Here is a 22,966-nt window from a genome sequence, read left to right on the forward strand (position 1 = left end):
GGACCTTTCCTCACGACAGGACTGCGGCAGGCGCGTTGGCCCGCGACGGGGCACCGGGCAGTCGACGCAGCTTGAGATAGACGCCGTTCTCGCCGACCACCGCGAAGCCGTGGCGGGCATAGAGACGCTGGGCCGGGTTGTAGTGCTCCACGTGCAGGCCGACGCTCAGGCCCTGGGCGTCGGCGCGCTCGAGCAACTGGCCGAGCACGCGGCCGCCGATCCCCAGGCCGCAATGGCTGGGCAACAGGGCGAGGTCGATGATCTGCAGGTGGGCGCTACCCCAGTGGAGATAGACGCGACCGACGGACTGGGCGTCCGCCTCGATCACCAGGAACTCGGCGTCGGGAAACTGCGCCTGGTAGTACTGGTGCTGAGCGTCGAATTGCTGGGCGAGAAAGGCGTCGATGGCGGCCGGTTCCCAGGCAACCTGGGCCAGCTCGGCGGAGCGTGTGCTCGCATAGAGGCGACGCAGGAACGCCAGATCGGCGTCCACGGCGGGGCGAAACCTCAACGCGAGTGAAGTCATGGTGCTCTGAATCCCTTCTACGGCAACCTAAGAAGTTGCCTACACCTTTTGTTATTAAATCACGCAAGCAATTTGCCACAAGCCTACCTGATGGTGAAGGCAAGTTGCCACCGGATCGAAGGCCGATGGTCGGTCTTTTCTCATCCGATGGTCTGAATCTGATTGGGCCAGCCCGCCCCCGCCCTCATGCCATGTCCAGGCGCAGAGCCTCCAGGTCCTCATAGGGCGCCCCCGCCCAGCGCTTCACCGCCATTCGCACCGCATCGTCCGCAGCGGCGCGCTTGCGCTCGCCATCCGGGCTGAAGGCCATGCCGGGCTGCTTGGCATCCGAACACGCCACCTCCTGCAGGCGCCCGCGGTCCACCGCCTCCACGCGCAACAGGCTCGCCAGCCGCTGCCAGGCCGCGCCCGGCAACTCGCTGTAGTTCACCGGCACCGCCCCGTACTCCCGGCACAACTGCAGCCCACCCTGCAGAATCTGCCCGATGTGCCGCGCCACCCTGTCGACCCCACCGGGCGCGCCGGTCGCCTCCAGCGAGGTTTCTCCGAGCAGCCCCGGCACCATGTGCATGCCAGGCTGGCGAAGGTGCGAAACGACGATTTCCAGTGGATCGCGATAGACAAACAGGCTCGGCGTCGCCGGGTACAGCCGACGCAGGATCGATGCCTGGAAAACATTCCAGGCATCGAGCTTCACCACCAGCGCCTGCTCGCTGCCCAGGCGCCGTTGACCATAGGCGCTGAGCAATCCGCGCAGACCTTCGTCGACTTCGAGGGCCAGCTCCGGAGCCTGCAGGCCGGCGCGCAGCAGCGTGTCCAGTGCCGGCGCCTCGGACACCACGATGTTCTTTTCGTCGCTGGCAAGCAGTTGCGCCAGCAGCGTCGAGCCACAGCGCGAGGCATGGTGAATGAACAGGCTCGGCGCCACGCCGGGGCTCGCCACGCGCCATTGGTCCAAGGCGTCCAGAGAGCTTTCCCGGCGCATCGCCTGGTTGAACGGCAGGCGCAGCGCGCGACGCACGCTGTCGCTGAAAAAGGGTTCGCGCAACGGCGTATCGCCGAACCAGCACCAGTCGACGCGCCACTGATCGCCGGCCACGAACACCCGGATCGGCAGCCAGCCGCGCCAATCGCCTTGGCTTTGCCTGACAGCCATCAGTAACTCCCCTGGTCCAGCCATGCCCGACGCCCCTGACGCATCGCCGCCCGCACGTCGTCGTCCTGGAAACGCAGCCCCATCCCGTCGCCCAGGGCGACCGCGCGAGCGCAGAATTCACGGGGGTCCTGGAGGTCACACAGCGCTGCGACGAGGTCGGGGCGACGCTCCACCTGGCGACGAAACTCGGCAAAGGCGAGGGTCGAACGCGCCGGCTGGCAGGCCGGGCTGTCCGTCAGGCCCGCAGCGATCTGCCGACGCAGCCAGTCGTTGCGCCGGGCATCGATCACCAGATGCACCCGCGCCTGCTCGCTGACGTTGTCCACCCGATGCGGCCGCGCCAGGTCGAGGAACCAGCACTCCCCCGGCGCCATCGGCACGACCTGGCCCTCGAGCAGGAACTCGACGCCCGGCCCGGTGAGAATGGGAATGTGCAGACGCACCTCTCCGTCGGGGTCGCCCAGGTCCGGGTCGCAGTGCTCGCGGATGCTGCTGCCCGCGTCCAGGCGCAGCAGGCGGGCGCAACCGACAGGCATCTCGAGGCGCTGCAACAGCGCCTGCCAGAACGGGCCGTACCAGCGCGTCGCAGAGGGCAGCCGCGTGTCGTTCCCCTGCCCCGCGGACAGCGCGTGGTTCGACGCCTGCGGCGCCAGCAGGCTGACACCGCTCCAGCCTCCGTTATGGTAGGCCGTATTGAAATGAGTGACCCAGGCGCTGGCCGGCAGCGCCGCCACAGCGGCCTGCAGGTCCTGCGTCGGAAAACGCAACGGCAGCCGGGCGCAAGGCGGGAAGCGGAATTCAGAAGCCACTTTCACGTACGCCCAAGGCTGCCAGCCGCCGCCAGATGGCGCTCAGCGGCGACTCACCGCGTGCCGCCAGCAACACCTCTCCGCGCACCGGCTGCGGCAGTTCCCACTTCAGGTCCGCACTCAGCCGCACCGCGTATTGCCCCTGCACGGGCTGGGCGCGCCCCTGGTCGTCACGCTGCACGGCGATCGGGCCCTGGCGGTCGGACGCCAAGGCCTCCAGGTCAAGGTGCGACGTCCCGGTGGCATCCACCGATTCCAGGCGTACCGCGAGCGCCGGGCGCGCCGGGTCGTCGGCGATGAAGCGGCCAACGGCCCCGGGCTCGACTCGCCACACCGCCTGCTCGGCGACGTATCCGCGCAGGCGAACCCCCGGCTCCACGACCCGAGCCAGCACCTGACGCGGTGACAGCCACAGGCCGGAAGCGAGTTCCGCCGGCAGGTCCCGCACGACCCCGGCGTGAGGGGCGCGGATCTGCAGGCGCTCGCGTTGCGCGGCCAACCCGCGGTACTCGGCCACGGCTTCGGCCAGTCGCTGTTCCAGCACGCCGACATCGGCGGCCGTCTCGCTTCGGCCCGCCTGGCGGCGCAGCTGCAGTTGGGTGATGTCGATGTCGCGACGGGTAATGCTCTGCCGAGCGTCAAGGTCTGGAGACTCCAGTTCGAGCAGCAGCTCGCCCGCGACCACAGGTTGCCCGTCGCTCACCATGACCCGTTTGAGCCGGGCCGCCACGGGCGCATGAAGTGCAGACGCACGGGTGGCTTCCAGCACCGCGGGGATTTCCACGCTGCCGCGCCAGGGCACCAGCAGCACCAGCAGCAAGGCCGACAGGCCGGCGCCCCCCAGCAAGAGCCGGGCAGGCTGCGCCTGATCGCGGCGCTGCCACCACTCACGCCATTCGCGCCAGATCGGCAGGCCGATGAACCAGACCAGCTCCACCAGCATCAGGAAGATGCCCAGCACCTTGAAGAACAGGTGATAGACCGTCAGCGCAATGCCCAGGAACAGCGCCGCGCGCCACAGCCAGGAGCCGTACCCCCACAGCAGCAGGCGCCGGCGCAAGTCGTCCGGCCAGGGCTCGGGCATCGGATCGGCATAACCGAACAATGCCTCGCGCAGGCGCCAGCGGCACAGGGCGAAGGCGCGCCCCTGCAGATTCTCGACGCCCCACAGATCGCTGAGGAGGAAGTAGCCGTCGAAGCGCATGAACGGATTGAGGTTCACCAGCACCGTGGTGACCCAGGTCGCACTGGCGAGCAGGAAGGCCGAGGTGCGCAGCGGGCCGTCCGGCAACAACGACCAGGCCAGCAGCGCAACGCACGCCAGCGTCAGCTCGGCCAGCACGCCACCGGCACCGATCAGCAGGCGCGAGCGGCGGTCGGTCACTCGCCAGGCATCGCTGACGTCGGTGTAGAACAACGGCAACATCACCATGAAGGCCACGCCCATGCTCTGTACCCGGCATCCGGCGCGCTTGGCCATGAACGCATGACCGAACTCGTGGCACAGCTTGGCGAACAGCAGCGCGACGCCGAAAGCCAGGGCGCCGCCAACGCTGAACAGGTGCGGAAAGGTCGACAGGAAGCGATCCCAGTCCCGCGCCACCAGCAACAGACCGAGACCGAGGGTCAGCGGCAGGCCGACCCGCAACAGCAGCCGCCCGTGGCGGGCCAACCAGGGCCAGGCGCGATTGAGGAAGGCATCCGGCCGCCACAAGGGGATACGGAAGAACAGATACTGATGCAGCAGCGACTTCCACAAGCCGTGGCGTTGCAACGCGGCCTTCTGCCCGTAGCTGCCGCGCTGCTCACCGTCCGCGGGACTGATCAGGTCCTGCTGGCGGAGGAATGTCAGCAACTGCTGCAAATCCTCTTCGGCCAGGTGCGCACCGCCTTCGGCGTTGGCCGCTTGCAGCACCCGCTGCGGATCACCCAGGGTCCAATGGCGCAGCAGGCGCATTGCCGCCACCCCCAGTTTGAAGTAGCGCCCGCGCAGTGGATCGGCCAGCGTCCATTGCGGAGAACCATCCAGAGCGGCGGCGCCCGGCGATAATTGCAGGTCGGCGCGCAGCGCCGGCAGACGCATCTAGAACCCCACCGTCTGGCGCAGCGCGGCCAGGGGCCGGCGCAGCACGTAGAGCAGGATCGGCGCTCGCTCGCCATACAGCTTGGCGGTGCCGCGCAAACCGATCCGCGGCGGCGCCGCGTCGAAACGTGCGTCCAGGCGGTACGCCAGTTGGCCGCCCGCGACCGGCTGAGCCTCGTAGGCGCTGCGTGCCAGGCGCGCGGAATAGCGATTCAGCGGATCACTGTCCAGAAACAGCTGCACCTCCGCCTGCGGCGCCAGGCGGATGGCATTGGCCACCGCCAGATCGATCCGCAGCTCGGCCTGTCGGGGATCGGCCAGTTCCATCAGGCGCTCGCCGGTCTGCACCGGCTTGCCGGTCCAACGCTCGGCATCGGCGAATACCGCAATACCGTCACGGGGCGCCCGGACCTCGGCGCGTGCCAACAGGTCGCGGGCATAGTCACGCTCGGCGCGCTTCTGCTCGACGCGCGCCGCCAGCAGATCGACCCGGGCACCGGATTCGGCGTCGGAGAAAGCGCGTTGGGAATTGGCCTTGAGCTCGGCCTCGGCCACGCCCAGGGAGCGCTCAGCCACATCAGCCTGCGCCTGCAGCGTGGTGGCGTCGAAACGCACCAGCAGGTCACCGGCCTTGACACCCTGGTTAGGCTTGACCAGCACCTGCTGGATCACGCCATCCAGCGGCGCGGCGATGACCTGACCATCCAGCGGGACGACTTCTGCCGGTGCCAGCACCGATTGACGCACGGGCACGAGCAGCAGCAGGCACAGCCCGGCGGCGATCAGCGCCACCTTCTTCCGCGGCCAGCGCGCGCGCCAGGGTTTGCGCGGCTGAAGGGCTTTCCAGGCATGCGCGTAGGCATCCCCCAGTTGCACCAGCAACGCCTGTTCCGCTTCGCTCCAGGGCTGCTCGCGGGCGAGCCAGAGGCCGCCAAAGGGGGCTCCCTGCTGGTCCGCCAGCGGCAGCCAGAAAACGTCGCCTGCGGAAAGCGCCTGCCAATCGGCCTGCTGCTGCGCGCCCAGGCTCTGGAAATCGACGCGCTGCGGCTTGTCGAGGGCGCCGAGCCCACTCAATTGGGCGCACGCCTGTTCGACGAAAGCCACGAAGGGAGCATTGGGCTCCACCACGCTGATGCCGGTGAGTGCCCGGACCTTGCCCGCGATCAGCAACGCTGCGTGTCGATAGCCGAACAGCGTCTGGCCGTCATTGACGATGTGATAGGCCAGTTGCTCCACCGTCCGCGCCGCGCGGGCCTGGCGTTCCAGCCCTAGAAACTGCGCGAAGACCCGCTCGGCCAGCCCGGCCTGCGGTGCGTTCATGGCATCTCCGTAAAGCGGGCCGATCCGCTCATGCCCGCCAGAAGGCCCTTGGTGTCAGCCGGCAGCGAGGCAATCAACGGCAGCATCTGGCTGCCCTCGTCGATGCGCGCGCCCAGGCGCTTGATCTCCACCGTCAACGGCTGGCCGGTCTCATCGGGAACGAAGCTGAAAGACTGCCCCACCTTCAGTCGGGACACCCAGCGCGACGGCACCAGCAGGCGGATTTCCAGGCTGCGGTTGTCGACGATCTCCAGCAGCGGCGCGCCACCGGACACACTTTCGAAGGGTTGCGCCTTGCGCTGCACCACCTGGCCATCGAAGGGTGCGGCGACCACGCAGCGGCCGACCTGAACCTTGTAGACCTGCACCTGGGCCTGGGCTTCGGAAAGCTTGGCCTCGGCCAGTGCGACCTCGAAGCGCCCCACCGAGTTGAGCGCTGCCAACTGACGGTTGTGCCCCAGTTGCTCGCTGGCCGCGCGGGCGCCGGCCTGGGCCGCGTTGAGCTGGGCCTGGTAGGCCGAGCAATCGAAACGCACCAGCACATCGCCCTTGCGGAAGGACTGCCCGTCCGCGAACGGCATCTCCAGGATGCGCCCGGCCAGTTCGCTGGACAGCATTGCCTGGTCCCGCGCCCGCAGGATGCCGCGAACATCCCCGGCATGCCCGTTGGAAGAAGACGGGTTAGACAGCAATGGGTCGTCCTGGGCGGGCTCGGCGGCCTGCACCGCTCCTGCCATGCACAGCAACACGCCCAACCCCAGCCAAATCCCTTTATGCATTGTTCTTCTCCTGGCAGATCGTCAAAGTCTACGGGAGTCGATCGTTGTCGGAAATTGGCTACCTAAGATTTCCTTCATTCACTCGACCATCTCGGCTCGCGGGCAAGCATTCGCCACCGGAGCCGGCGACCGACGCCACCCGGTGACTGCCAACCAAGGACAAGAAGGACACCATGCCTGACCGCCGCGAACTCCATGCAAACGGCTACGCGATGCTGCGCAGCGCGATCGGGCCCGATACGGTGGAAGCGCTGCGCGCCATCTTCGATGCCAACGTCCTGCCTTCCGACCAATGGCCCGTTCCCCGTGGGCAGGATTGGCGCCATGCGCAGCTCGACCTGGCGCCTGTGGTACAGGCGACATGCCGCCTGCCTGCGTTACTGGCGGTCGTCGGTGAACTGATCGGCGAACGCTTCTTCATCGCCCAGGCCGAAGGCCGGGAACCCCTGCCGGGCGGTGGGCACCAGCAACTGCACCGCGATCTCTCCGCCCGGCGCCCGGGGGACATGGTGAACGCCCTGGTCTTTCTCGACGATTTCGCCGCGCACAACGGCGCCACACGGATCATCCCCGGCAGCCATCGCCCCCAGCCGGACGCGCCACCTGAAGACTTCAACGACGAGTCCCGAGCCGTGCACCTGCAAGGTCGCGCCGGAGACATACTGGTGTTCGACGTCGACCTCGTGCATGGAGGCAGCTTGAACGCCAGCGGTGCCCGACGACGCTCCATGCTGATCAGCTATCGCTCGGAGCAGCTCCATGCGACACACCTGGCCACCACGGCGCTTCGCAACGTCCGGATGGACACGACGGAACGGTTCGCACCGACAGGTAATGCGCTGGCGACGGGCTAGTGCAGTTCCCGGAAGAGTCGGGTTAGGGCCCGAAGCGGACGCTCGCCGCGCTGCAACAACCTCTCGTTCACGTATGTGGATAGGGCAAGTCATCTGTCGACAGGTGCCAAATAGAATCACGAGCTCGGCCAAGCTCGACGTCATATCTATCACACAGCGACTCGATGACGGCTTTATCAAGCGCCTGAGCCGAACTAGAGATTGTCTCTCCACAAGTCAGATACAGGTACAACGCAGCCAACTCCTCGAGTCTCGACGACTCGGATTGCACGAAGAACTGCGATTCATCTATCTCACTGGCTTGAATCTCTATGGGAGGAGCATCGCTCTCTCTGTCTTTCATATACAGGTACGTCCAAGTGCGACTGTTCACAGGGTACGAATCACCCTCTGTATCCACATTTCGCCCAGGACCATACAGCAGATCCAGAAAACACCTGAAGTCTGGACGATCTGTAACAACCATCACCGTATACATGGGCTCCTCCTCAGCTGAATCTCGTCCGCTCGCGTTTAGAGCCGCAGTACAGGAGCCGGATTACTTCCAATCACTATCTCTGCGCATCTAAGTGCGTTTCTCACCCCGCAGGCTGGGCACGTCATCAGGCGCTCAAACTCGGTGGAGTCGTCATCCCTTTGGATATCCGCCACTATCAGCGTTCCTGCTACACACACCGGACATTTGACTTCTGTTTTTGAGTCGCCTGCCAGGGCTATTCCTGCCTCAACCCAGCGTTTGGATATCTGTTCACTCATTTGGAAATCTCATAACGCGCGGTGGAGCGATTCAAAACAATTGATCGCGAGGTACCGAGCGCCGATAACGGCCAGTGCCTATTGCTGCCCTGCATTCAGAATGGCATGAGTCAACGCAGCATCTTGCACTAGCGCGGAAGCAGACGCGTGAGCTATTCCAGCGAGCGAAGCATGTCCATGAACATCGGGTACGACAAATCATGTACCTGCCCATCATCAGCGACTAGGCAACCTGCAGCGCCGGCAAACAACTCCTGCTCATGTGCAGGGATGTCCAAGCTACAAACGATCCGGTAGCGGAACAGCCAGCCGCTGGGGAGACGGCCGCAAACCTCCACAGTCTGCTGATAGCCCTCAACAGACAGTGGCCCGGCACCGTGTGCCTGAGCACGGACGTATGCCTTGCTTCGGGAAGACTCGCTGTTCATTTGCATTCGAAATGGATGAGGGAGGAACCAAGTCTACTCAAGATTCTGAATACTCTGATGTCCACTCTGGGTCGCTTGCTGCCACAGGAGAGAGGCCACTACAGATCCAAAGCTGCCGGTCGGATCTGGCTCCCTGATATGCTTGAGACTATAGCGTGATTAGCAGCGTAGGCGAGGTATTGAATGGGTCTCGATCTCCACATAGAAGCCGATGACCAGTTGACAACTGTGGCCCTATGCACCGCATTGGAAAGGAGCGGCGCAATTGAAATCGATTGTGTAAGAGATACGGTAGAGTCTCACTTCGCTTCTGGGATGCGGTTGAGCGCGGACGCTGAAGATACGGATTTCACCCTGTATGCCGAAGATAAAAGGGGGCTGGATTTTAAAGTCAGCATGCGGTGCTACATCAGAATAAAAGGCCCAGAGCCAGAAGGTGAGTCATCGATGAGCGAGTTGGAGAAAATAGCTGAGTCTATTGCAGACGTTTGCTCATCGTTCTTCATCCTGTCCTTCCAGTATGAGAACACCTTGTTTTGGCGTGACGCCCGGGGCCTGCACCGCGCATAAGACCCTGTGTTCTGTTGGAGCATCGAATGTTGCTCACGGATGAAGTGCAGTGTAACGGGTAGAGCACACCAACTTTGGCTACCTACGACCTCTCCATCAGCGAACGTCTGCAATGGGTCGGTAGCAGCCTCTCGCAGCTCGATGAGTCACCCAATGGTTATTTACTAGCGCTCATCGCGGCGCTCCCCTGTCCAGCGCCCCTCCAGTAGGCGGTGACCACCTCCTCTCGTGCTCCAATCCGCTTCAGATAACGCCGTACTCTGGGAAGCGCTTGAAGGTCGATGTCCAGCAGTTCATGGATTCTTAGCCAGGGATAAATCGCCATGTCGGCGATTGAATACGCCGAGCAGATGAAGTCCCGCCCCGCCAACGCCTGCTCCACGATGTGGAACAATCGGGACGTTTCTGTTCGGTAGCGCTCTTTCGCGTAGTCATCCGACGTGTTTTCACGATGCATGAAGTGATGCCACTGCCCCGCCATCGGGCCAAGACTGCTGATCTGCCACGCCAGCCACTGCAGCACTTCGTAGCGCTCGGGACCCGGCGGCGGCAAAAATCTGCCGTGGGTTTCGGCCAGGTACTGAAGGATCGCGCCTGACTCTGGAAGTGCTACCGACTGCCGATGATCCACCAGCACCGGAATCTTCTGAAAAGGAGTCAGCCTCGCGAATTCCGGTCGGTGCTGTTCACCAAGAGAGAGATTCACGCGTTGAATCTGAAAAGGCACACCGAGGGCCTCAAGCATGATCAATATCTTGAATCCGTTGGCCGTGGGCGCGAAGTGAAGTGTGTACATGGAATCAAAGAGGAGTCTTTGCCGGAAGGATAGAAAGACGGCATCGACCCTGCTGACCCGCCCGATAATCAATAAAAAACTTACACTATCTCGATTATCATCCTTTAAATATCGATATCTCCTAAATGGCTTTGTAAGCTTAACTTACATATCCGTGTGCTTAACCGCGGCAATTCAGTGAATCTCTGCAGCGCGTGTTCGACGTTGATTTCTTGCCCACCGGCGACCACCCCGCCAGGCGGCAGTGGCCACTCGGGGGTTACGGTGCGCGGCGAGGGAGCGACGATCACCTCGCCCCCTCGCCGGGTGACAACCACGCCTACAGGCGCCTCACCCCTGGTAACGCGCGGCTGGTTCACTGCGCGACAGGTTGGGGAGCAGGCGCTGGCGCGCGGCTTCGTACTGGTTGAAATCGGCGATCTCCGGCAGCGCCGGAATGGTGACGAACTCGCCCTGGTCGAGGCCGGCCAGGGCGGCGTCCACCATGTCCTCCGCCGACATCACGATGGCGCCCGGCAGGTGTTCCAGCGGCGTGCCGGCGATGCCCCAGAAGTCGGTGGCGGTCGCCCCCGGCAGCACTACCTGGACCGTGACGTTTTTCTCCGCAAGCTCATGGCGCAGCGATTGGCTGAAGGCGAGCACGAATGCCTTGGAGCCGCCGTAGACACCGTTCAGCACCTCCGGGGCGATGGCAACGATGGAGGCAATGTTGATCAGGGTGCCGCCGCCCCGCGCCACGAAGCCCGGCACGGCGGCATAAGTGAGGCGCGTCAGCACATTCACGTTGAGCGTTAGCAGATCTTCCAGCGCATCGACGTTCGATTCGAGCAACGGTCGCGTCGCACCGACGCCGGCGTTGTTCACCAGCAGGGAAATACTCGCGTCGGATCGCAGGACGTCCTCGACCTTCGCCAGGTCCGCCCTGTCGGCCAGGTCGGCGACGAGCACTTCCACGGAGCGCCCGGTTTCGTCGCTCAGGCGCTTGGCCAGGGCATCCAGGCGACTGCGATTGCGGGCCACCAGGATCAGGTCGTGGCCGCGACGGGCCAGACGTTCCGCGTAGATGGCGCCGATGCCGGAAGAAGCGCCAGTGATCAGTGCGGTACCGAGACGGGATTGAGTCATGTCGATGCTCCAGGGGTTGGTGAGGAACTGGAGATCAGCATGCCGCCGCTTGGCTGTATCTCAAATGACGTATAAGGTAGTGATTCAGGACATACGAGACGCCCTCATGCATCGCATCGGTTATGTGGTCACGGACGGATTCCAAGTGCTCTCCCTGGCCACCCAGACGGTCTTCGAGTTCGCCAACCTGGTCACCGGCGAACCCGTCTACAGCATCGGCTACTACTCGCCGTCCGGCGGGCTCGTGCGCTCCTCGCTCGGGCTTGCCATGGACACCCATGCGCTGCAGGCGCCGGGACTGGCCGACACCTGGATAGTGGTGGGCGTGAACGATCCGGTGGCGAGCGAAACCGCCCCCGCCGTGCTCGATTTCGTCCGCAAGGCTGGCCACCAGGCGCGCCGCACCGTCGGCATCTGCACCGGCGGTTTCGTCCTTGCCGAGGCCGGATTGCTCGCCGGGCGCCGCGCCACGACGCACTGGGCCTACGCCCAGGCGCTGCAGAACCGTCACCCGGAGGTCACGGTGGAGGCGGATCGCATCTACATCGTCGATGGCCCCTTCTGGACATCGGCCGGAATGACCGCCGGCCTCGACCTCGCCGTCGGCATGGTGGAGAAGGACCTGGGCGCAGACGTCGCGCGCTCGGTGGCGCACAAGCTGGTCATGCACCAGCATCGATCCGGCGGCCAATCGCAGCACTCCGAAATGCTCGACCTCGCTCCCAAGTCCGACCGCATCCAGAGCTCCCTGAACTACGCCCGGCAGCACCTCAAGCAGCCGCTGGGCGTGGAAGACCTGGCCGCGGTGGCGCACCTCAGTCCGCGCCAGTTCACCCGCGTGTTCACCGCCGAAACCGGGCAGTCGCCGGCCAAGGCCATCGAGGGGCTGCGGCTGGAGGCCGCCCGCCTGATGATCGAACAGAGCCGCCACTCCCTCGACGTGGTGGCACGGGAGACGGGCTTCCGCGACCGCCGCCACCTGCGCGAAGCCTTCCTGCGCGGCTTCGGCGTGCCGCCACAGGCGGTACGCCGGGATGCGCGCCAGGTGCTGACGAGCCACGCCGGCCTCACCGATGCGCCATGAGGAAAGCCGCGGTGGCCGGATTCTTCGGCATGCCGCCCCGTGCCAGCGCCTGTCGCCGGCCGAACCGGCCATCGAGAAGCGAGAGAATCCGCAGGGATTTGCACGGATTCAGGTGCTCCAGAAGGCGACTTCGAATACCCTTGGGCCAGGCAATCAACCAAGAAGCTGTGAATTGAACGATGGGTTTTGAACAACTAGCGGTGCTCCGTGACCGCCTCCGGGCTGAAAAAGAGCAGGCAAAGGCTGACAACGCAAAGCGCCCTCAACGCAAGTCCACGCCAAAGGCAAAGCCTCGCGACCAGGACCCTGCGGTGGAAGCGATCTGGAAACTGCAGAAGCACTTCCCCCTGGCCTTCCCGGTCAATCCGGCGCCCAAGGTTCCGCTCAAGGAAGGCATTCTCAAGGATGCCGAGCAGCACCTGGAGCAGCTTGGCCTCACCAGCGAACAGCTCAAGCTGGGCATCGGCACCTGGTGCAAGGGTGCGCGTTACTGGGGCTGCATGGTGGAGAATGCGCCACGCCTGGACTTGAACGGCCAGGTCGCCGGCACCGTGACCGCCGCCCAGGCACTGCACGCCAAGCAACAGGCGGCGCGCCAGCGCAGCCAGGAGCGACGCCTGCGAGCCAAGTCGAAAGCGCAGGCTGAGGCGGCAACCCCCGCTGCCGATGCGACGGTGCAGCCGGCCGAGGACTGAGCCGCTGCCGCGCCCCTCTGCGTGAGCGGCCGGCCCGCGCCTGCACTGCCCGGGCCCACGCGCTTCTTCCTGGATAGTCCTGCACGGCTTCAGCCGGATCCAGGCCCCCCTCTCCCTTACGGGAGAGGGGAATACAGGCACGGACTTACAGAAGAAGACCGTTGCTTCTGCCGCTTCTGCACACGCGGCCTGCCCCCCCGGCAGCGGTGCGCTAACCTGCCGGCTGCTCCTGATCAGATGAGCCGCAGCCGCCCGCACTCCCCCGCACTGCCGCCACGAAGCGCTGCAGCATTTCCCCCTGCCCGCGCCCGCAGGCCAGCGCCACCGTTGTGCTGCAGCCCTCATCGGCCAGCGGCACGAAGACCACCGCCCCCGGGGCCAGGGCCCGCATGCTTTCCGGCAACAACGCCACGCCGAAGCCAGCCTGGATCAGTTGCAGCTGCGTGGTCTTGCGTGACACCACCTGGGCGGCGCGGGGGAAGAAGCCGGCCTGCATGCACAGGGCAGCGGACTGGTAACTCAGGCCGCCGCGCTGGCCGTGGGGAATGGAAATGAAGCGCTCGTCGCGAAGCTCGGCCAGGTGCACGCTGGCCGCCTGCGCACGCGGGTGTTGCGCTGCCACGGCGAGGTACAGCGGCTCGTCGAACAGCGGGTGAACGTCCACCTCGTCGTGCTGGCGCAGCACCGGTAACCGCAGCAGGCCCACATCCAGATTGCCTTCGGCGATGTCCTGCAGCTGGGCTTCGGACGATTGCAGGGCGATCTCCAGCGAAACGTCGGCGTTGTCGCGCAGGTAGGCGCCGATGCGCTCCAGCAGCAGGCCGGCCAGGGGCACGGTGCTGGAATGGTTCAGACGCACACTGCCGCGCTGGCCGCGGCCGATGTCCTGGGCCAGGCGCTCGGCTTTGTCGAGGTCGGCCAGCAGTTTGCGCGCGCGCTGGTAGAAGGCCTGGCCGGCGGCGGTCAGCCGGGGCTGGCGCGCGGTGCGCTCGAACAGCGGCGTGCCCAGGTGCTGCTCCAGCTCCTTGATCTGCCGGCTCAGGGCCGACTGCGCGATGAACAGGTTATCGGCGGCGGCGGTGAAGCTCCCGCAGTCGGCAATGTCGACGAAGTAACGCAACTGGCGAACGGAGGTCATGCGTGCGATCTCGTTTCGAGATGGGTCAAGGCGATTTTCCATATTAGTCAGCATGGCTGGGTCTTGGCTAACCTCTGCCCACGTCCTTCGTTCCGGGTTCGCCATGCTGGATTCCGCCGTCGCGCTATTACCCTTTTCCGCCCTCGACTGGTTGCTGGTGCTGGCCGGTATCGCGGCGGCCTACGTGGTGTTCGGCATCGCCGGTTTCGGCACGGCGCTGGTCGCCGGGCCGGTGCTGATCCACTTCATGCCGTTGTCGCGGATCATCCCGCTGCTGGTCCTGCTGGATTTCGTCGCCGCCTTCGGCAACTGGCTGCCGGCGCGCAAGGCGGTGGCGCGCAATGAGCTGCTGCGGCTGCTGCCGTGCATGGCCGTGGGCTGCACCCTGGGCGCGGTGTTCCTGTTGCAGCTCAAATCCGACGTCCTGCTGTTGCTGATGGGGCTGTTCGTCACCAGCTATGCGCTCTACAGCCTGGCCGTGAAGGTACGGCCCGATCGCCTGGGCGCCGCATGGGCGCTGCCGGCGGGCACGGTGGGCGGGCTGTTCGGCGCCCTGTTCGGCAGCGGCGGGTTTCTCTACGCGCTGTACCTGAATGCCCGGCTGGCCTCCACCGAGCAGGCCCGCGCCACCCAGAGCGCGTTGATCAGTTGCAGCACGGTGGTGCGCCTGGGGCTGTTCCTGCTGGCGGGCGTGTATGCCGACCGCGCGTTGCTGCTGCTCGCGCTGGTGCTGCTGCCGGTGATGGCGGCGGGCTTGTGGGTGGGCCGCCGCCTGACGCAGCGCCTGTCCCGCGATGCCTTCATCCGGCTGGTGACGTGGTTGGTGCTGGCCAGCGGCGTGGCCCTGATCGGGCGCTACTTCAGTTCATGAAGTGCCGGGGAACCGGCCAGCCGTTCAGGGCCGGCCACTCGACGCGCCGCTTCAGCCGCGCGCCAGCAGATGCCCATACCCCGCCGCGCGGGTGAAATCGGCCAGGTGCCAGAGGCTGCCGTTCGCGCCCCAGGTCCCGTCGGCGACTTCCTCCAGCTGTATCGAGGTCATCAGCAGACGCCCGTCCTGAGGCTCCACGCATTGCGCGATGGCCTGGTGCAGGCACTGCACATAGTCCCTGCGCAACGGCTCGTCGAGCACGCCGGCCGGCACCTTGACCGTGACGATGCAGGGGATGGCCTGGGCATGCAGGTTCCCGCCGCCGCAAAGCCAGTCGGCTGCGCGCACCTCCTCCACGAGCACCCAGCACAGGCTGCGCTGGCGCGGGTCGGGGCCGATCCGCTCGCAGGCGATGGCAGCCTCGCTGACCGCCGCCAGCAGGCGCTCGCGCTGCGGCTCGGGGAACGCTCCGGTGGGGACCTTGATCAGGATGTTGGGCATGTTGGATCACTCGGCGATGAAAGGAGGCGCTATTGGGCCAGCTCCCGCCATGGGCGCGACAGTGACCGATCCGTCTTCTTTCGCGCATAATCGGACAATGCATGATTTCACCCTGTTGGTCGTTCCGGGGGCCTTCGCCTCCAGCGTGACCGCCACCCTGGACATCCTCGCCACCGCCGCCACCGTCGCGCAACGCCGCGGCCTGGCTGCGCCACGCTGGCGCGTCTGCGGCCCACAGCCCGGCGCCGTGCCGCTGGGGCATGGACTGCAGCTGCACGTCGAGGCGCTGGAGCACAGCGCCGGTGACCATTCCTGCTGGGTCATCCCCGGGATCGGCGTGAGCGACGCCGCCCTGCTCCCGCAGCGCCTCGGGGAGCCGTGGGCGGCGCCCCTGTTCGCGGCGTTGCGCACGCACCTGGCCAGCGGCCGGGAAATCGCCGCGTCCTGTTCCGCGGTGTTCCTCCTGCAGGCAGCCGGGCTGCTGGACGGGCGGCGGGTGACGACCTCCTGGTGGCTGGCGCCGCACCTGCAGGCCATGGCGCCGCACTGCCGGGTAGACCCGGATTTCATGGTGCTGGCCGATCCCCCGCTGACCACCGCCGGCGCGGCCTTCGCGCAGACCGATCTCATGCTGCACCTGCTGCGCCGGCGCCTGTCACCGGACCTCGCCGACGCGGTGGGCAAGGCCCTGCTGCTCGACCGCCGCCGATTGCAATCGCCCTTCGTCATCCCGGCCATGCTGGTGCAGGACAATGCCCTGGTCTCGCGCCTGACCGCACTGATCGAAGCGGCGCTGCCGGCGCTGCCCGGCGTGAGGGCGCTGGCGGCCAGCGTCGGCATGTCCGAGCGGACCCTGTCGCGCCACGTGCACAAGGCCACCGGGCACTCCACCCGGCACCTGATCCAGCGGGTGCAGGTGAACAAGGCGCGGGCGCTGCTCGAAGCCGGCGGCTGCTCGGTGGAAGCCGTCGCGGCGCAGGTGGGCTACCAGGACGCCACGGCCCTGCGCCGCCTGATGCGCCGCCTGCTCAACGCCAGCCCACGGCAATTGCGCCAGGGCTGATCGGCCGCCGGCGCCGCTACTCGCCCGGCACCTGCCGCAAGGTCTGCAGCAGCAGGCTGCGCAAGCTGTCGACCGCCCGCGAGCCCTGCGACGCACGGCTGCGGTAGACGGCCACCTGCATCGGCTCCAGCGGCCCTAGCCCGTGCTCCGCGCCCAGCACCTGGAAGTGTTCCGGCACGCTGCACTGGGTCAGCACCGCCACCGCCAGGCCGCTTTCCACGGCGGCGATCTGTCCCGCCAGGCTGGAACTGTTGTACACCACCTTGTAGTCCCGCCCCTGCAGGGCCAGGCAGTTGATCGCACTGCGCCGCGCCAGGCTGGTGTCTTCGTAGACCGCGATGGGCAGCGGTTCGCGGCGCCACAGTTCGAAATGCGGGGAGCCCACCCAGACCATGGGTTCATGGAACAACAGCGTGCCGCGTCGCCCGTGATCGCGGGAGACCAGCGCCAGGTCCAGATCGCCGCTGGCCACCCGCGGGATCAGCGAGGTGGACTGCTCGCAGTTCAGCTCGACCTCCACTCCGGCGTAGCGCTGGGCGAAGCGCTTGAGCACCGGCGTGAGGTACTTCGCGGCATAGTCATCGGGAACCCCCAGGCGCACCCTGCCGGTGAGGGCTTCGCCATGGAACGCGGCCTGGGCCTGCGCCTGCAGGTCGAGCATGCGCCGCGCGTAACCCAGCAGGGTCTGGCCATCGGCGGTCAGTTCCAGGCTGCGCGGGCCGCGCACCAGCAGTTGGCGACCCAAGGCGCCTTCCAGCTTCTTCAACTGCATGCTGACCGCCGATTGCGAGCGATGAATCTCGCCGGCGGCGCTGGACAGCGAGCCGGCATCGACCACGCTGACGAAGCATTTCAACCAGTCCAGTTGCAGGTCATGGGGAGTCACGCCGGCCCTCTTCCACTTTCGATTATCGAATACTACCTGCCAGTATTATGCGCTTCTCGTGTTCAACCGCCAGCCCCACACTGGCGCCATGAGCACACATGAATCGACGGCAACCGCCGCCAGCCTGCCCCGCACCACCACGCCCAGCGCCCGCGCCGGCGGAACGCTGCCCTTCGTCCTGGGCAGCGTGGTGCTGGGCACGATTGGCATCTTCCTGCACCAGTCCGGCGCCGATCCGCTGACCGCCACCTGGTTCCGCTGCGCCTTCGGCCTGCTGGGCCTGAGCCTCTGGGCGATCTGCCGCCGCCAGCTGGGCAGCCTGTTCCCTGCCCGCAAGACGCTGCTCGCCGTGCTGGTCGCAGGCGCGCTGATGGTGTTGGCCTGGGGTCTGTTCTTCGCCGCCATCGAACGCACCTCGGCCGGCGTGGCGACGGTGCTGTTCCACGTCCAGCCCCTGTGGGTGCTGTTGCTCGGCGGCCTCTGCCTGAAGGAGCCCATCGCCCGGCGGCGCATGGTCTGCGTGGCCATCGCCATGCTCGGCCTGGTACTGGCGACCGGCATCCTCGAGCACCTGTCGCTGTTCGGCGCGCAGCAGGCCTACCCGGCGAGCTACTGGTGGGGCGTGGGCTTCTGTCTCGTCGGCGCCTTGTGCACGGCGTGCGTGACGCTGGTGGCGCGCACGCTGCAGCAGGTGCCCGCGGGCATACTGGCCTGGTGGCAATGCGCGGTGGGGACGCTGGTGCTGCTCGCCTGGCCCATCCTGCACGGCTGGCCGCCGCTCGGCGCGGCCTGGGGCTGGCTGGCCGGGCTGGGGCTGCTGCACACGGGGCTGGCCTACGCCCTGCTCTACGCCGGCATGGCGCGGCTGAACACCGACCGGATCGCCGTCTACCAGTTCATCTACCCGGCGGTGGCCATCGTCATCGACTGGCTGGTCTACGGCCAGCACCTCGGCCCGCTGCAGCTGGGCGGCATCGCGATCATGGCGATGGCCATCGGGTACGCCGAACGGGCCGAGTGAACGCGCCCATCGGCCAGGGTCGCGCTGGCTCAGCCACCCAGCGCGATGATCGCGAACAGCAGCGCCGTGCCCACCACCGCCAGGGCCAGGCCGCCGGCCCACGGGGAGCCGCCGGAGTAGCGCGCGAGCATCCAGCCGGAGAGGAACAGCATCACCAGCGCCACCGCGTTCGAGGCGCGGATCGCCGGCCCGGTCTGCGGGATCAGCAGGAAGGGAATCACCAGCGGAAAGGTCGCCAGCACCACCAGCAGGAAGGTCGCCAGCGCGCCCTTCAGGTCCGCCCAGCCGATCCGCGCCTGCACCGGCGTTCCCACGGTGCCCAGCAGGCGCACGCGGAGCATTTCCAGCCCCTCCGCGCCGGCCGCCGTGGCGATGCGCGGCGGCAGCGCGGCGGCGATGAGGTAGTGCCCGTTGCGCGGGTCGGCGCCGCCCTGCAGTCGCTGCAGAAGCGTGCGGCTGCGGGTGCGCTCGGTCCAGGTGCGCATCAGGAAGATCACCGCGTCGGCCAGGCCCCAGGCCAGGTTGCAGCCCAGCGCGGCGATCAGCATGGTGCGCGCCTCTTCCCGGCCCGAGGTCGCCACGCTCAGCGAACCGATGAAGGTCATGGCCATCAGCAGCCCGAAGATCACTTCGGTAATGCGGTCCACCGGTTCCAGCACCCGCTGCCAGGTGCCCTTCTCCACGTTCTCCATCGCTTGCCTCCAGGCGGCTTTGCGCACGGGTCAGGTCGAATCGCCGGTCATCCCAGGCGGACGATATCCACCGAAATCTCCACGGCAGTCAGCGTGCCGCGGTTCTCCAGCCAGTGCACGGTGGCGTGGTCCTCCGGCCAGCCCACCCCCGGTCCGTAGTCGGTGGCGATGCCGTTGCGATGGTCGGTGATGGTGCCCTGCAGGATGAACACCGTGCCGGGCCGGTCCACGTGGTCATGCACCGGCCCGAACACGCCGCCGGGCTCGATGGTCACCCGGCGCATGCGCAACTGTCGGCCGGCCATGCCATCGATCTCCGGACCGAGGTCGACCGAGGACAGCAGCTCCACCGTCACACCCCGGGTTTCGGGTGCCACCTCTTGGCTGTTCATCACGCGCGCCTCGCTGTGCGACTGCCTCTCTGTGCCAGTAAAGACGCTGGATCGGGCGATTAGAAGCGAGGCGACAAAGGGTCGTTTCAGCCCGTCGCCGGCAGCGGGTCGAGGATCGCCACGGCGCGCACGAAACCGGCGGAGGCGTGGCGGATCTTGTAGGGGAAGCAGCTGACGAGGAAGCCGTGGTCGGGCAGTTGCTCCAGGTTAGCGAGCTTCTCCATCTGCCCGTAGCCGATGTCGCGCCCGGCCTTGTGGCCTTCCCAGATGATCGACGCATCGCCGGAGGCGGCGAAGCGCTCGCGAGTGTATTTGAACGGCGCGTCCCAGCTCCAGGCATCGGTGCCCACCACCCGCACGCCGCGCTCCAGCAGGTAGAGCGTGGCCTCGCGGCCCATGCCGATGCCCGCCTCCAGGTAGCCCGGCTGGCCGAACAGGCTGCCGGCACGGGTATTCACCAGCACGATGTCCAGCGGCTGCAGGGCGTGGCCGATGCGCGCCAGCTCCGCGTCGACCTCGGCGGCGGTGACCACGTGGCCGTCCGGCAGGTGGCGGAAGTCCAGCCTGACGCCCGGTTGCAGGCACCATTCCAGCGGCAGTTCGTCGATGCCGAACGCCGGCTTGCCGCCATCGGTGGTGGACGCGTAATGCCACGGCGCATCCATGTGGGTGCCGCTGTGAGTGGTGATCTGCAGGCGCTCGGCGGCCCAGGATTCGTCACCGGGCAGGTCCTGCTTGCGCAGGCCGGGGAACATCGCGGCCATCTCCGGCCAGCCCTGCTGGTGGTCCATGTAGTCGATCCTGGGCAGCAGCGGCGGCGGGTCGGTGTAGGGGTTGTTGTCCAGGGTCACGGAGAGGTCGAGCAGGCGGCGCTGGTTGAGGCTCATGCGGAGATTCCTTTGCGGGCGGCCGCGCGATTGCGACGCGGCGGCAGGTCGAGGGCGTTGCGCAGCAGGCCGGCCACCGAACCGTCGTGGCAGAAGCCCAGCTCGCGGGCGAGCGGCGTGCGCAGGGGCGGATAGGCGCCGAACAGCGCTTCCAGCTGCGGATCGGGGTCGAAGGCGATGCGCGCGCGGTTGGCCTCGCCGAAGCAGGCGGCCAGCCCGTCGAGCACCTGGGCGATGGTCAGCTGCAGCACCGGCAGCTGCCAGACACGCTGGCTGCCGGGGTCCTTCAATTCGGCGGCATGCACCAGGTTGTCCACGCAGCAGCGCGCCGACATCCACCAGGCGCTGGCCGCCGGCGATACCGGGCAGGTGTAGCTCTCCCCCGCCGCACAGGCGTGCAGCAGGTCGCTCATGAACGCCGAGCGCAGGCCGTTGGGCTCGCACGGGCGGGCGACGATACCGGGCAGGCGCAGGGCGCGGCCGTCCACTTCGCCACGGCGGGCCAGGTCCTGCAGGGCGATTTCCACCATGCGCTTGTGCGCCGCATAGGACAGCTGCGGCGCCGCCGCCTGCTGCTCGTCCATCCGCGCCGGCAGCCCGCCGCCGTACACCGCCACGCTGCTGGCGTACACCAGCACCGGCGGGCGAGCGGTATGGCGCAGCTGGTGCAGCAGTTCCAGGCTGGCCTGCAGGTTGACCTGGTAGCCCAGCTCGTACTGCGCCTCGGCGGCGCCACCGGGCACGCTCACCAGGTGGAACACCACGTCCACGCCATCGGCCAGCACCCGCCGCAGCAAGGCCGGGTCGGTGACGCTGCCGTAGTGCCGGCGCAGGCGCGCATCGTCCGGCAGGCCATCGAGGGACTGGTCCAGCAGCAGCAACGCCTCGATGCGCCGCCCGCGCAGCTCGCCCGCCTCCAGCAGGCGGCGCACCAGCAGGCGGCCGACGAAGCCATTGGCCCCGCTGACCATCACGCGCATGGCCAGCCCCCTTGCACCACGCGCTGGTCGATGGCGCCGAAGAGCACCTCGCCCCGCTCGCCGCGCGCCTCCATGCGCACGCGGTCGCCGAAGCGCATGAAGCCGGTGCGCGGCGCGCCGTGGGCGATGGTCTCGATGGCGCGGCGCTCGGCGATGCAGGCCGAGCCGACAGAGCGATCGGCGTTGGACACGGTGCCCGAGCCGATCAGCGTGCCGGCACTGAGCCGGCGCGTCAGGGCAGCGTGGGCGATCAGCTCGTGGAAGCCGAAGTGCATGGCGCCACCGTGGGGGTGACCGAACCATTCGCCATTCCACTCCACCGTCAGCGGCAGGTGCACGCGGCCGTCACGCCAGGCGTCGCCCAGCTCGTCCGGGGTCACCGCCACCGGGGCGAAGCTGCTGGCGGGCTTGGCCTGGAGGAAACCGAAGCCGGTCTTCATCTCCCGTGGCGCCAGTGCGCGCAGGCTCACATCGTTGAGCTGCAGCACCAGGCGCACGTGCTCCAGCGCGCGCTCGGCCGGGCAGCCCATGGGCACCTCGTCGAGCAGCACGGCGAACTCGCCTTCGAAGTCGATGCCGTGGGCCTCGCTGGGCAACGGGATGTCCGCGCGCGGGCCGAGGAAGTCGTCGCCGGCGCCCTGGTAGATCAGCGGGATGCGCTCGACGCCTTCGATGGGTTCCAGCTGGAAGGCCTTCTGCATCAGCTCGCCGTGGCTGAGGAAGCACGAGCCGTCCAGCCATTGCCAGGCGCGCGGCAGGGGCGCTGCGAGCTGCGCCAGGTCCAGTTCGAAGGCACCGGCCACGGCGCGGTCGTTGAGCCGCTGGTACAGGCGCTGCAGGTCATCCACCAGCAGCGGCCAGTTGTCCAGCGCGGCCTGCAGGGTGGCGGCGATACCGCTGGCATCCACCGCCCGGGAAAGATCGCGGGACACCACCAGCAGGCGGCCGTCGCGGCTGCCGTCGTCGAGGGTGGCGAGCTTCATGGCAGCAGCTCCTTCAGCGCATCGGCGTAACGGCCGTCGAGGAGGATGAAGACCATCCGCGCCATCTGCTCGGTGCGGTTGCTCCAGGCGTGGTTGGTGCCGCGCTGGACCACGATGTCGCCGCGCTTCAAGTGCACCTCGCCGTCGTCCAGCACCAGCCAGACCTCGCCTTCGGTGACGATGCCGTAGTCCAGGGTCTGGGTGCGGTGCATCAGCTTGTGCTTCGAATCGGCCTTGCCGGTGCCGGCATGGGATTGGCCGATTTCGGCGAAGACCGCCGCGGCGTCTTCATCGCTGACCTGGTTCTGCACGCTGTCCGGCGGGATGTCCACCACGCGGATGACGCTGCCCAGGGGGCCGGGGCTGAGCTGCAGCGGCTGCGCGGTGGGGTCGGCGCCGTTGTCCAGCGGCGCCGGGCTGCCGAGGCTGTTCCAGACCTCGTAGAACAGCGTGCCGGGCACAGCCTTGAGCGGGAAGTTGTTCGGCGTCGGGCCGCAGCTGGCGACCACCGCGTGGCCCTGGGCATCGTGGCCGGTGACCACACGTTTGAAGGGGGGAAGCTGTTGCATGG

At 67.1% G+C, this 22,966-nt stretch carries 25 protein-coding genes; 7 read left to right on the plus strand and 18 right to left on the minus strand.

The annotated features are described in order from the left end of the window. Positions 1-10: 10 nt before the first annotated feature. From N0B71_RS25570 to N0B71_RS25595, 6 genes are all read right to left on the minus strand, one after another. The gene (locus N0B71_RS25570) at positions 11-526 is read right to left on the minus strand and encodes a GNAT family N-acetyltransferase (protein ID WP_259755752.1); all 516 of its coding nucleotides are present in this window, start codon (positions 524-526) and stop codon (positions 11-13) included. Between the two features lie 184 nt (positions 527-710). After that, a complete protein-coding gene (locus N0B71_RS25575; RefSeq protein WP_259755753.1) occupies positions 711-1,682 on the minus strand; it encodes a sulfotransferase family protein in 972 nt (323 codons plus the stop codon). Continuing rightward, complete coding sequence (locus tag N0B71_RS25580; protein WP_259755755.1) at positions 1,682-2,491, minus strand: aspartyl/asparaginyl beta-hydroxylase domain-containing protein; 810 nt, start codon at positions 2,489-2,491, stop codon at positions 1,682-1,684. Before N0B71_RS25580 ends, N0B71_RS25575 begins: the two co-directional genes overlap by 1 nt. After that, positions 2,481-4,574: an HlyD family efflux transporter periplasmic adaptor subunit gene (locus N0B71_RS25585; protein WP_259755757.1), complete on the minus strand. Its 2,094-nt coding sequence runs from the start codon at positions 4,572-4,574 to the stop codon at positions 2,481-2,483. The genes N0B71_RS25580 and N0B71_RS25585 overlap by 11 nt, the downstream gene beginning before the upstream one ends. Beyond that, positions 4,575-5,894, minus strand: coding sequence for an efflux RND transporter periplasmic adaptor subunit (locus N0B71_RS25590; protein WP_259755759.1), 1,320 nt, complete (start codon positions 5,892-5,894; stop codon positions 4,575-4,577). Then, on the minus strand, positions 5,891-6,673 hold the full coding sequence (locus tag N0B71_RS25595) for an efflux RND transporter periplasmic adaptor subunit (protein WP_259755760.1): 783 nt from the start codon (positions 6,671-6,673) through the stop codon (positions 5,891-5,893). Before N0B71_RS25595 ends, N0B71_RS25590 begins: the two co-directional genes overlap by 4 nt. A gap of 173 nt (positions 6,674-6,846) precedes the next feature. On the opposite strand from N0B71_RS25595, the gene N0B71_RS25600 reads away from it, so the two are divergent. Further along, positions 6,847-7,527, plus strand: coding sequence for a phytanoyl-CoA dioxygenase family protein (locus N0B71_RS25600; protein WP_259755761.1), 681 nt, complete (start codon positions 6,847-6,849; stop codon positions 7,525-7,527). 67 nt (positions 7,528-7,594) lie between these two features. Here the strand turns inward: N0B71_RS25600 and N0B71_RS25605 are convergent, their stop codons facing one another. Next, a complete protein-coding gene (locus N0B71_RS25605; RefSeq protein ID WP_259755763.1) occupies positions 7,595-8,005 on the minus strand; it encodes a hypothetical protein in 411 nt (136 codons plus the stop codon). Between the two features lie 889 nt (positions 8,006-8,894). Between N0B71_RS25605 and N0B71_RS25610 the strand changes: the two genes are divergently transcribed. Further along, entirely contained in the window at positions 8,895-9,281 is a 387-nt protein-coding gene (locus N0B71_RS25610; RefSeq protein WP_259755764.1) for a hypothetical protein, read from the plus strand. Between the two features lie 157 nt (positions 9,282-9,438). Here the strand turns inward: N0B71_RS25610 and N0B71_RS25615 are convergent, their stop codons facing one another. Beyond that, a complete protein-coding gene (locus N0B71_RS25615; protein WP_259755765.1) occupies positions 9,439-10,026 on the minus strand; it encodes a glutathione S-transferase family protein in 588 nt (195 codons plus the stop codon). Positions 10,027-10,407: 381 nt separating this feature from the next. Further along, the gene (locus tag N0B71_RS25620; RefSeq protein ID WP_259755766.1) at positions 10,408-11,202 is read right to left on the minus strand and encodes an SDR family NAD(P)-dependent oxidoreductase; all 795 of its coding nucleotides are present in this window, start codon (positions 11,200-11,202) and stop codon (positions 10,408-10,410) included. Positions 11,203-11,308: 106 nt separating this feature from the next. Between N0B71_RS25620 and N0B71_RS25625 the strand changes: the two genes are divergently transcribed. Together N0B71_RS25625 and N0B71_RS25630 are read left to right on the plus strand one after the other, a co-directional pair. Next, positions 11,309-12,286 carry a GlxA family transcriptional regulator gene (locus N0B71_RS25625; protein ID WP_259755767.1) on the plus strand — a complete coding sequence of 326 codons (978 nt, stop codon included), beginning with the start codon at positions 11,309-11,311 and terminating at the stop codon, positions 12,284-12,286. Between the two features lie 179 nt (positions 12,287-12,465). Then, on the plus strand, positions 12,466-12,981 hold the full coding sequence (locus N0B71_RS25630; protein WP_259755768.1) for a ProQ/FinO family protein: 516 nt from the start codon (positions 12,466-12,468) through the stop codon (positions 12,979-12,981). A 211-nt stretch (positions 12,982-13,192) separates the two neighbouring features. Here the strand turns inward: N0B71_RS25630 and N0B71_RS25635 are convergent, their stop codons facing one another. Then, the gene (locus tag N0B71_RS25635; RefSeq protein ID WP_259755770.1) at positions 13,193-14,119 is read right to left on the minus strand and encodes a LysR family transcriptional regulator; all 927 of its coding nucleotides are present in this window, start codon (positions 14,117-14,119) and stop codon (positions 13,193-13,195) included. A gap of 103 nt (positions 14,120-14,222) precedes the next feature. Between N0B71_RS25635 and N0B71_RS25640 the strand changes: the two genes are divergently transcribed. Further along, the gene (locus tag N0B71_RS25640; RefSeq protein ID WP_259755771.1) at positions 14,223-14,990 is read left to right on the plus strand and encodes a sulfite exporter TauE/SafE family protein; all 768 of its coding nucleotides are present in this window, start codon (positions 14,223-14,225) and stop codon (positions 14,988-14,990) included. A 51-nt stretch (positions 14,991-15,041) separates the two neighbouring features. Here N0B71_RS25640 and N0B71_RS25645 read toward each other — a convergent pair whose 3' ends face one another. Further along, on the minus strand, positions 15,042-15,491 hold the full coding sequence (locus N0B71_RS25645; protein WP_259755772.1) for a tautomerase family protein: 450 nt from the start codon (positions 15,489-15,491) through the stop codon (positions 15,042-15,044). Between the two features lie 97 nt (positions 15,492-15,588). Between N0B71_RS25645 and N0B71_RS25650 the strand changes: the two genes are divergently transcribed. Further along, complete coding sequence (locus tag N0B71_RS25650; protein WP_259755773.1) at positions 15,589-16,554, plus strand: GlxA family transcriptional regulator; 966 nt, start codon at positions 15,589-15,591, stop codon at positions 16,552-16,554. Between the two features lie 16 nt (positions 16,555-16,570). Here N0B71_RS25650 and N0B71_RS25655 read toward each other — a convergent pair whose 3' ends face one another. Further along, positions 16,571-17,440 carry a LysR family transcriptional regulator gene (locus N0B71_RS25655; protein ID WP_259755775.1) on the minus strand — a complete coding sequence of 290 codons (870 nt, stop codon included), beginning with the start codon at positions 17,438-17,440 and terminating at the stop codon, positions 16,571-16,573. A gap of 88 nt (positions 17,441-17,528) precedes the next feature. Here N0B71_RS25655 and N0B71_RS25660 point away from each other — a divergent pair, with 88 nt between their 5' ends. Continuing rightward, positions 17,529-18,461 carry a DMT family transporter gene (locus N0B71_RS25660; protein ID WP_259755776.1) on the plus strand — a complete coding sequence of 311 codons (933 nt, stop codon included), beginning with the start codon at positions 17,529-17,531 and terminating at the stop codon, positions 18,459-18,461. 29 nt (positions 18,462-18,490) lie between these two features. On the opposite strand, the gene N0B71_RS25665 is transcribed toward N0B71_RS25660, so the two are convergent. The 6 genes from N0B71_RS25665 to N0B71_RS25690 all read right to left on the minus strand — a co-directional run bounded on the left by N0B71_RS25665 (position 18,491) and on the right by N0B71_RS25690 (position 22,964). Further along, on the minus strand, positions 18,491-19,153 hold the full coding sequence (locus N0B71_RS25665) for a VIT1/CCC1 transporter family protein (RefSeq protein ID WP_259755777.1): 663 nt from the start codon (positions 19,151-19,153) through the stop codon (positions 18,491-18,493). A gap of 47 nt (positions 19,154-19,200) precedes the next feature. Beyond that, the gene (locus N0B71_RS25670) at positions 19,201-19,545 is read right to left on the minus strand and encodes a cupin (RefSeq protein ID WP_259755778.1); all 345 of its coding nucleotides are present in this window, start codon (positions 19,543-19,545) and stop codon (positions 19,201-19,203) included. Positions 19,546-19,631: 86 nt separating this feature from the next. After that, positions 19,632-20,432 carry a cyclase family protein gene (locus tag N0B71_RS25675; protein WP_259755779.1) on the minus strand — a complete coding sequence of 267 codons (801 nt, stop codon included), beginning with the start codon at positions 20,430-20,432 and terminating at the stop codon, positions 19,632-19,634. After that, positions 20,429-21,412 (minus strand): NAD-dependent epimerase/dehydratase family protein, encoded by a 984-nt coding sequence (locus tag N0B71_RS25680; RefSeq protein ID WP_259755780.1) that lies wholly within the window; start codon positions 21,410-21,412, stop codon positions 20,429-20,431. Before N0B71_RS25680 ends, N0B71_RS25675 begins: the two co-directional genes overlap by 4 nt. Continuing rightward, positions 21,403-22,395 carry a fumarylacetoacetate hydrolase family protein gene (locus tag N0B71_RS25685; protein ID WP_259755781.1) on the minus strand — a complete coding sequence of 331 codons (993 nt, stop codon included), beginning with the start codon at positions 22,393-22,395 and terminating at the stop codon, positions 21,403-21,405. Before N0B71_RS25685 ends, N0B71_RS25680 begins: the two co-directional genes overlap by 10 nt. After that, positions 22,392-22,964 (minus strand): cupin domain-containing protein, encoded by a 573-nt coding sequence (locus tag N0B71_RS25690; protein WP_259755782.1) that lies wholly within the window; start codon positions 22,962-22,964, stop codon positions 22,392-22,394. Before N0B71_RS25690 ends, N0B71_RS25685 begins: the two co-directional genes overlap by 4 nt. Between the last annotated feature and the right edge of the window lie 2 nt (positions 22,965-22,966).

Source organism: Pseudomonas sp. GCEP-101, assembly GCF_025133575.1.
Taxonomy (GTDB): domain Bacteria; phylum Pseudomonadota; class Gammaproteobacteria; order Pseudomonadales; family Pseudomonadaceae; genus Pseudomonas; species Pseudomonas nitroreducens_B.

Bases quoted from the DNA above. Each gene is read 5' to 3' on its own strand.
- N0B71_RS25665 (WP_259755777.1), bottom strand. From the start codon at position 19,153: ATGGAGAACGTGGAGAAGGGCACCTGGCAGCGGGTGCTGGAACCGGTG.
- N0B71_RS25615 (WP_259755765.1), bottom strand. From the start codon at position 10,026: ATGCTTGAGGCCCTCGGTGTGCCTTTTCAGATTCAACGCGTGAATCTC.
- N0B71_RS25600 (WP_259755761.1), top strand. From the start codon at position 6,847: ATGCCTGACCGCCGCGAACTCCATGCAAACGGCTACGCGATGCTGCGC.
- N0B71_RS25645 (WP_259755772.1), bottom strand. From the start codon at position 15,491: ATGCCCAACATCCTGATCAAGGTCCCCACCGGAGCGTTCCCCGAGCCG.
- N0B71_RS25650 (WP_259755773.1), top strand. From the start codon at position 15,589: ATGCATGATTTCACCCTGTTGGTCGTTCCGGGGGCCTTCGCCTCCAGC.
- N0B71_RS25575 (WP_259755753.1), bottom strand. From the start codon at position 1,682: ATGGCTGTCAGGCAAAGCCAAGGCGATTGGCGCGGCTGGCTGCCGATC.
- N0B71_RS25630 (WP_259755768.1), top strand. From the start codon at position 12,466: ATGGGTTTTGAACAACTAGCGGTGCTCCGTGACCGCCTCCGGGCTGAA.
- N0B71_RS25610 (WP_259755764.1), top strand. From the start codon at position 8,895: ATGGGTCTCGATCTCCACATAGAAGCCGATGACCAGTTGACAACTGTG.
- N0B71_RS25670 (WP_259755778.1), bottom strand. From the start codon at position 19,545: ATGAACAGCCAAGAGGTGGCACCCGAAACCCGGGGTGTGACGGTGGAG.
- N0B71_RS25590 (WP_259755759.1), bottom strand. From the start codon at position 5,894: ATGAACGCACCGCAGGCCGGGCTGGCCGAGCGGGTCTTCGCGCAGTTT.
- N0B71_RS25685 (WP_259755781.1), bottom strand. From the start codon at position 22,395: ATGAAGCTCGCCACCCTCGACGACGGCAGCCGCGACGGCCGCCTGCTG.
- N0B71_RS25675 (WP_259755779.1), bottom strand. From the start codon at position 20,432: ATGAGCCTCAACCAGCGCCGCCTGCTCGACCTCTCCGTGACCCTGGAC.
- N0B71_RS25635 (WP_259755770.1), bottom strand. From the start codon at position 14,119: ATGACCTCCGTTCGCCAGTTGCGTTACTTCGTCGACATTGCCGACTGC.
- N0B71_RS25625 (WP_259755767.1), top strand. From the start codon at position 11,309: ATGCATCGCATCGGTTATGTGGTCACGGACGGATTCCAAGTGCTCTCC.
- N0B71_RS25605 (WP_259755763.1), bottom strand. From the start codon at position 8,005: ATGTATACGGTGATGGTTGTTACAGATCGTCCAGACTTCAGGTGTTTT.
- N0B71_RS25690 (WP_259755782.1), bottom strand. From the start codon at position 22,964: ATGCAACAGCTTCCCCCCTTCAAACGTGTGGTCACCGGCCACGATGCC.
- N0B71_RS25640 (WP_259755771.1), top strand. From the start codon at position 14,223: ATGCTGGATTCCGCCGTCGCGCTATTACCCTTTTCCGCCCTCGACTGG.
- N0B71_RS25660 (WP_259755776.1), top strand. From the start codon at position 17,529: ATGAGCACACATGAATCGACGGCAACCGCCGCCAGCCTGCCCCGCACC.
- N0B71_RS25620 (WP_259755766.1), bottom strand. From the start codon at position 11,202: ATGACTCAATCCCGTCTCGGTACCGCACTGATCACTGGCGCTTCTTCC.
- N0B71_RS25585 (WP_259755757.1), bottom strand. From the start codon at position 4,574: ATGCGTCTGCCGGCGCTGCGCGCCGACCTGCAATTATCGCCGGGCGCC.
- N0B71_RS25595 (WP_259755760.1), bottom strand. From the start codon at position 6,673: ATGCATAAAGGGATTTGGCTGGGGTTGGGCGTGTTGCTGTGCATGGCA.
- N0B71_RS25570 (WP_259755752.1), bottom strand. From the start codon at position 526: ATGACTTCACTCGCGTTGAGGTTTCGCCCCGCCGTGGACGCCGATCTG.
- N0B71_RS25680 (WP_259755780.1), bottom strand. From the start codon at position 21,412: ATGCGCGTGATGGTCAGCGGGGCCAATGGCTTCGTCGGCCGCCTGCTG.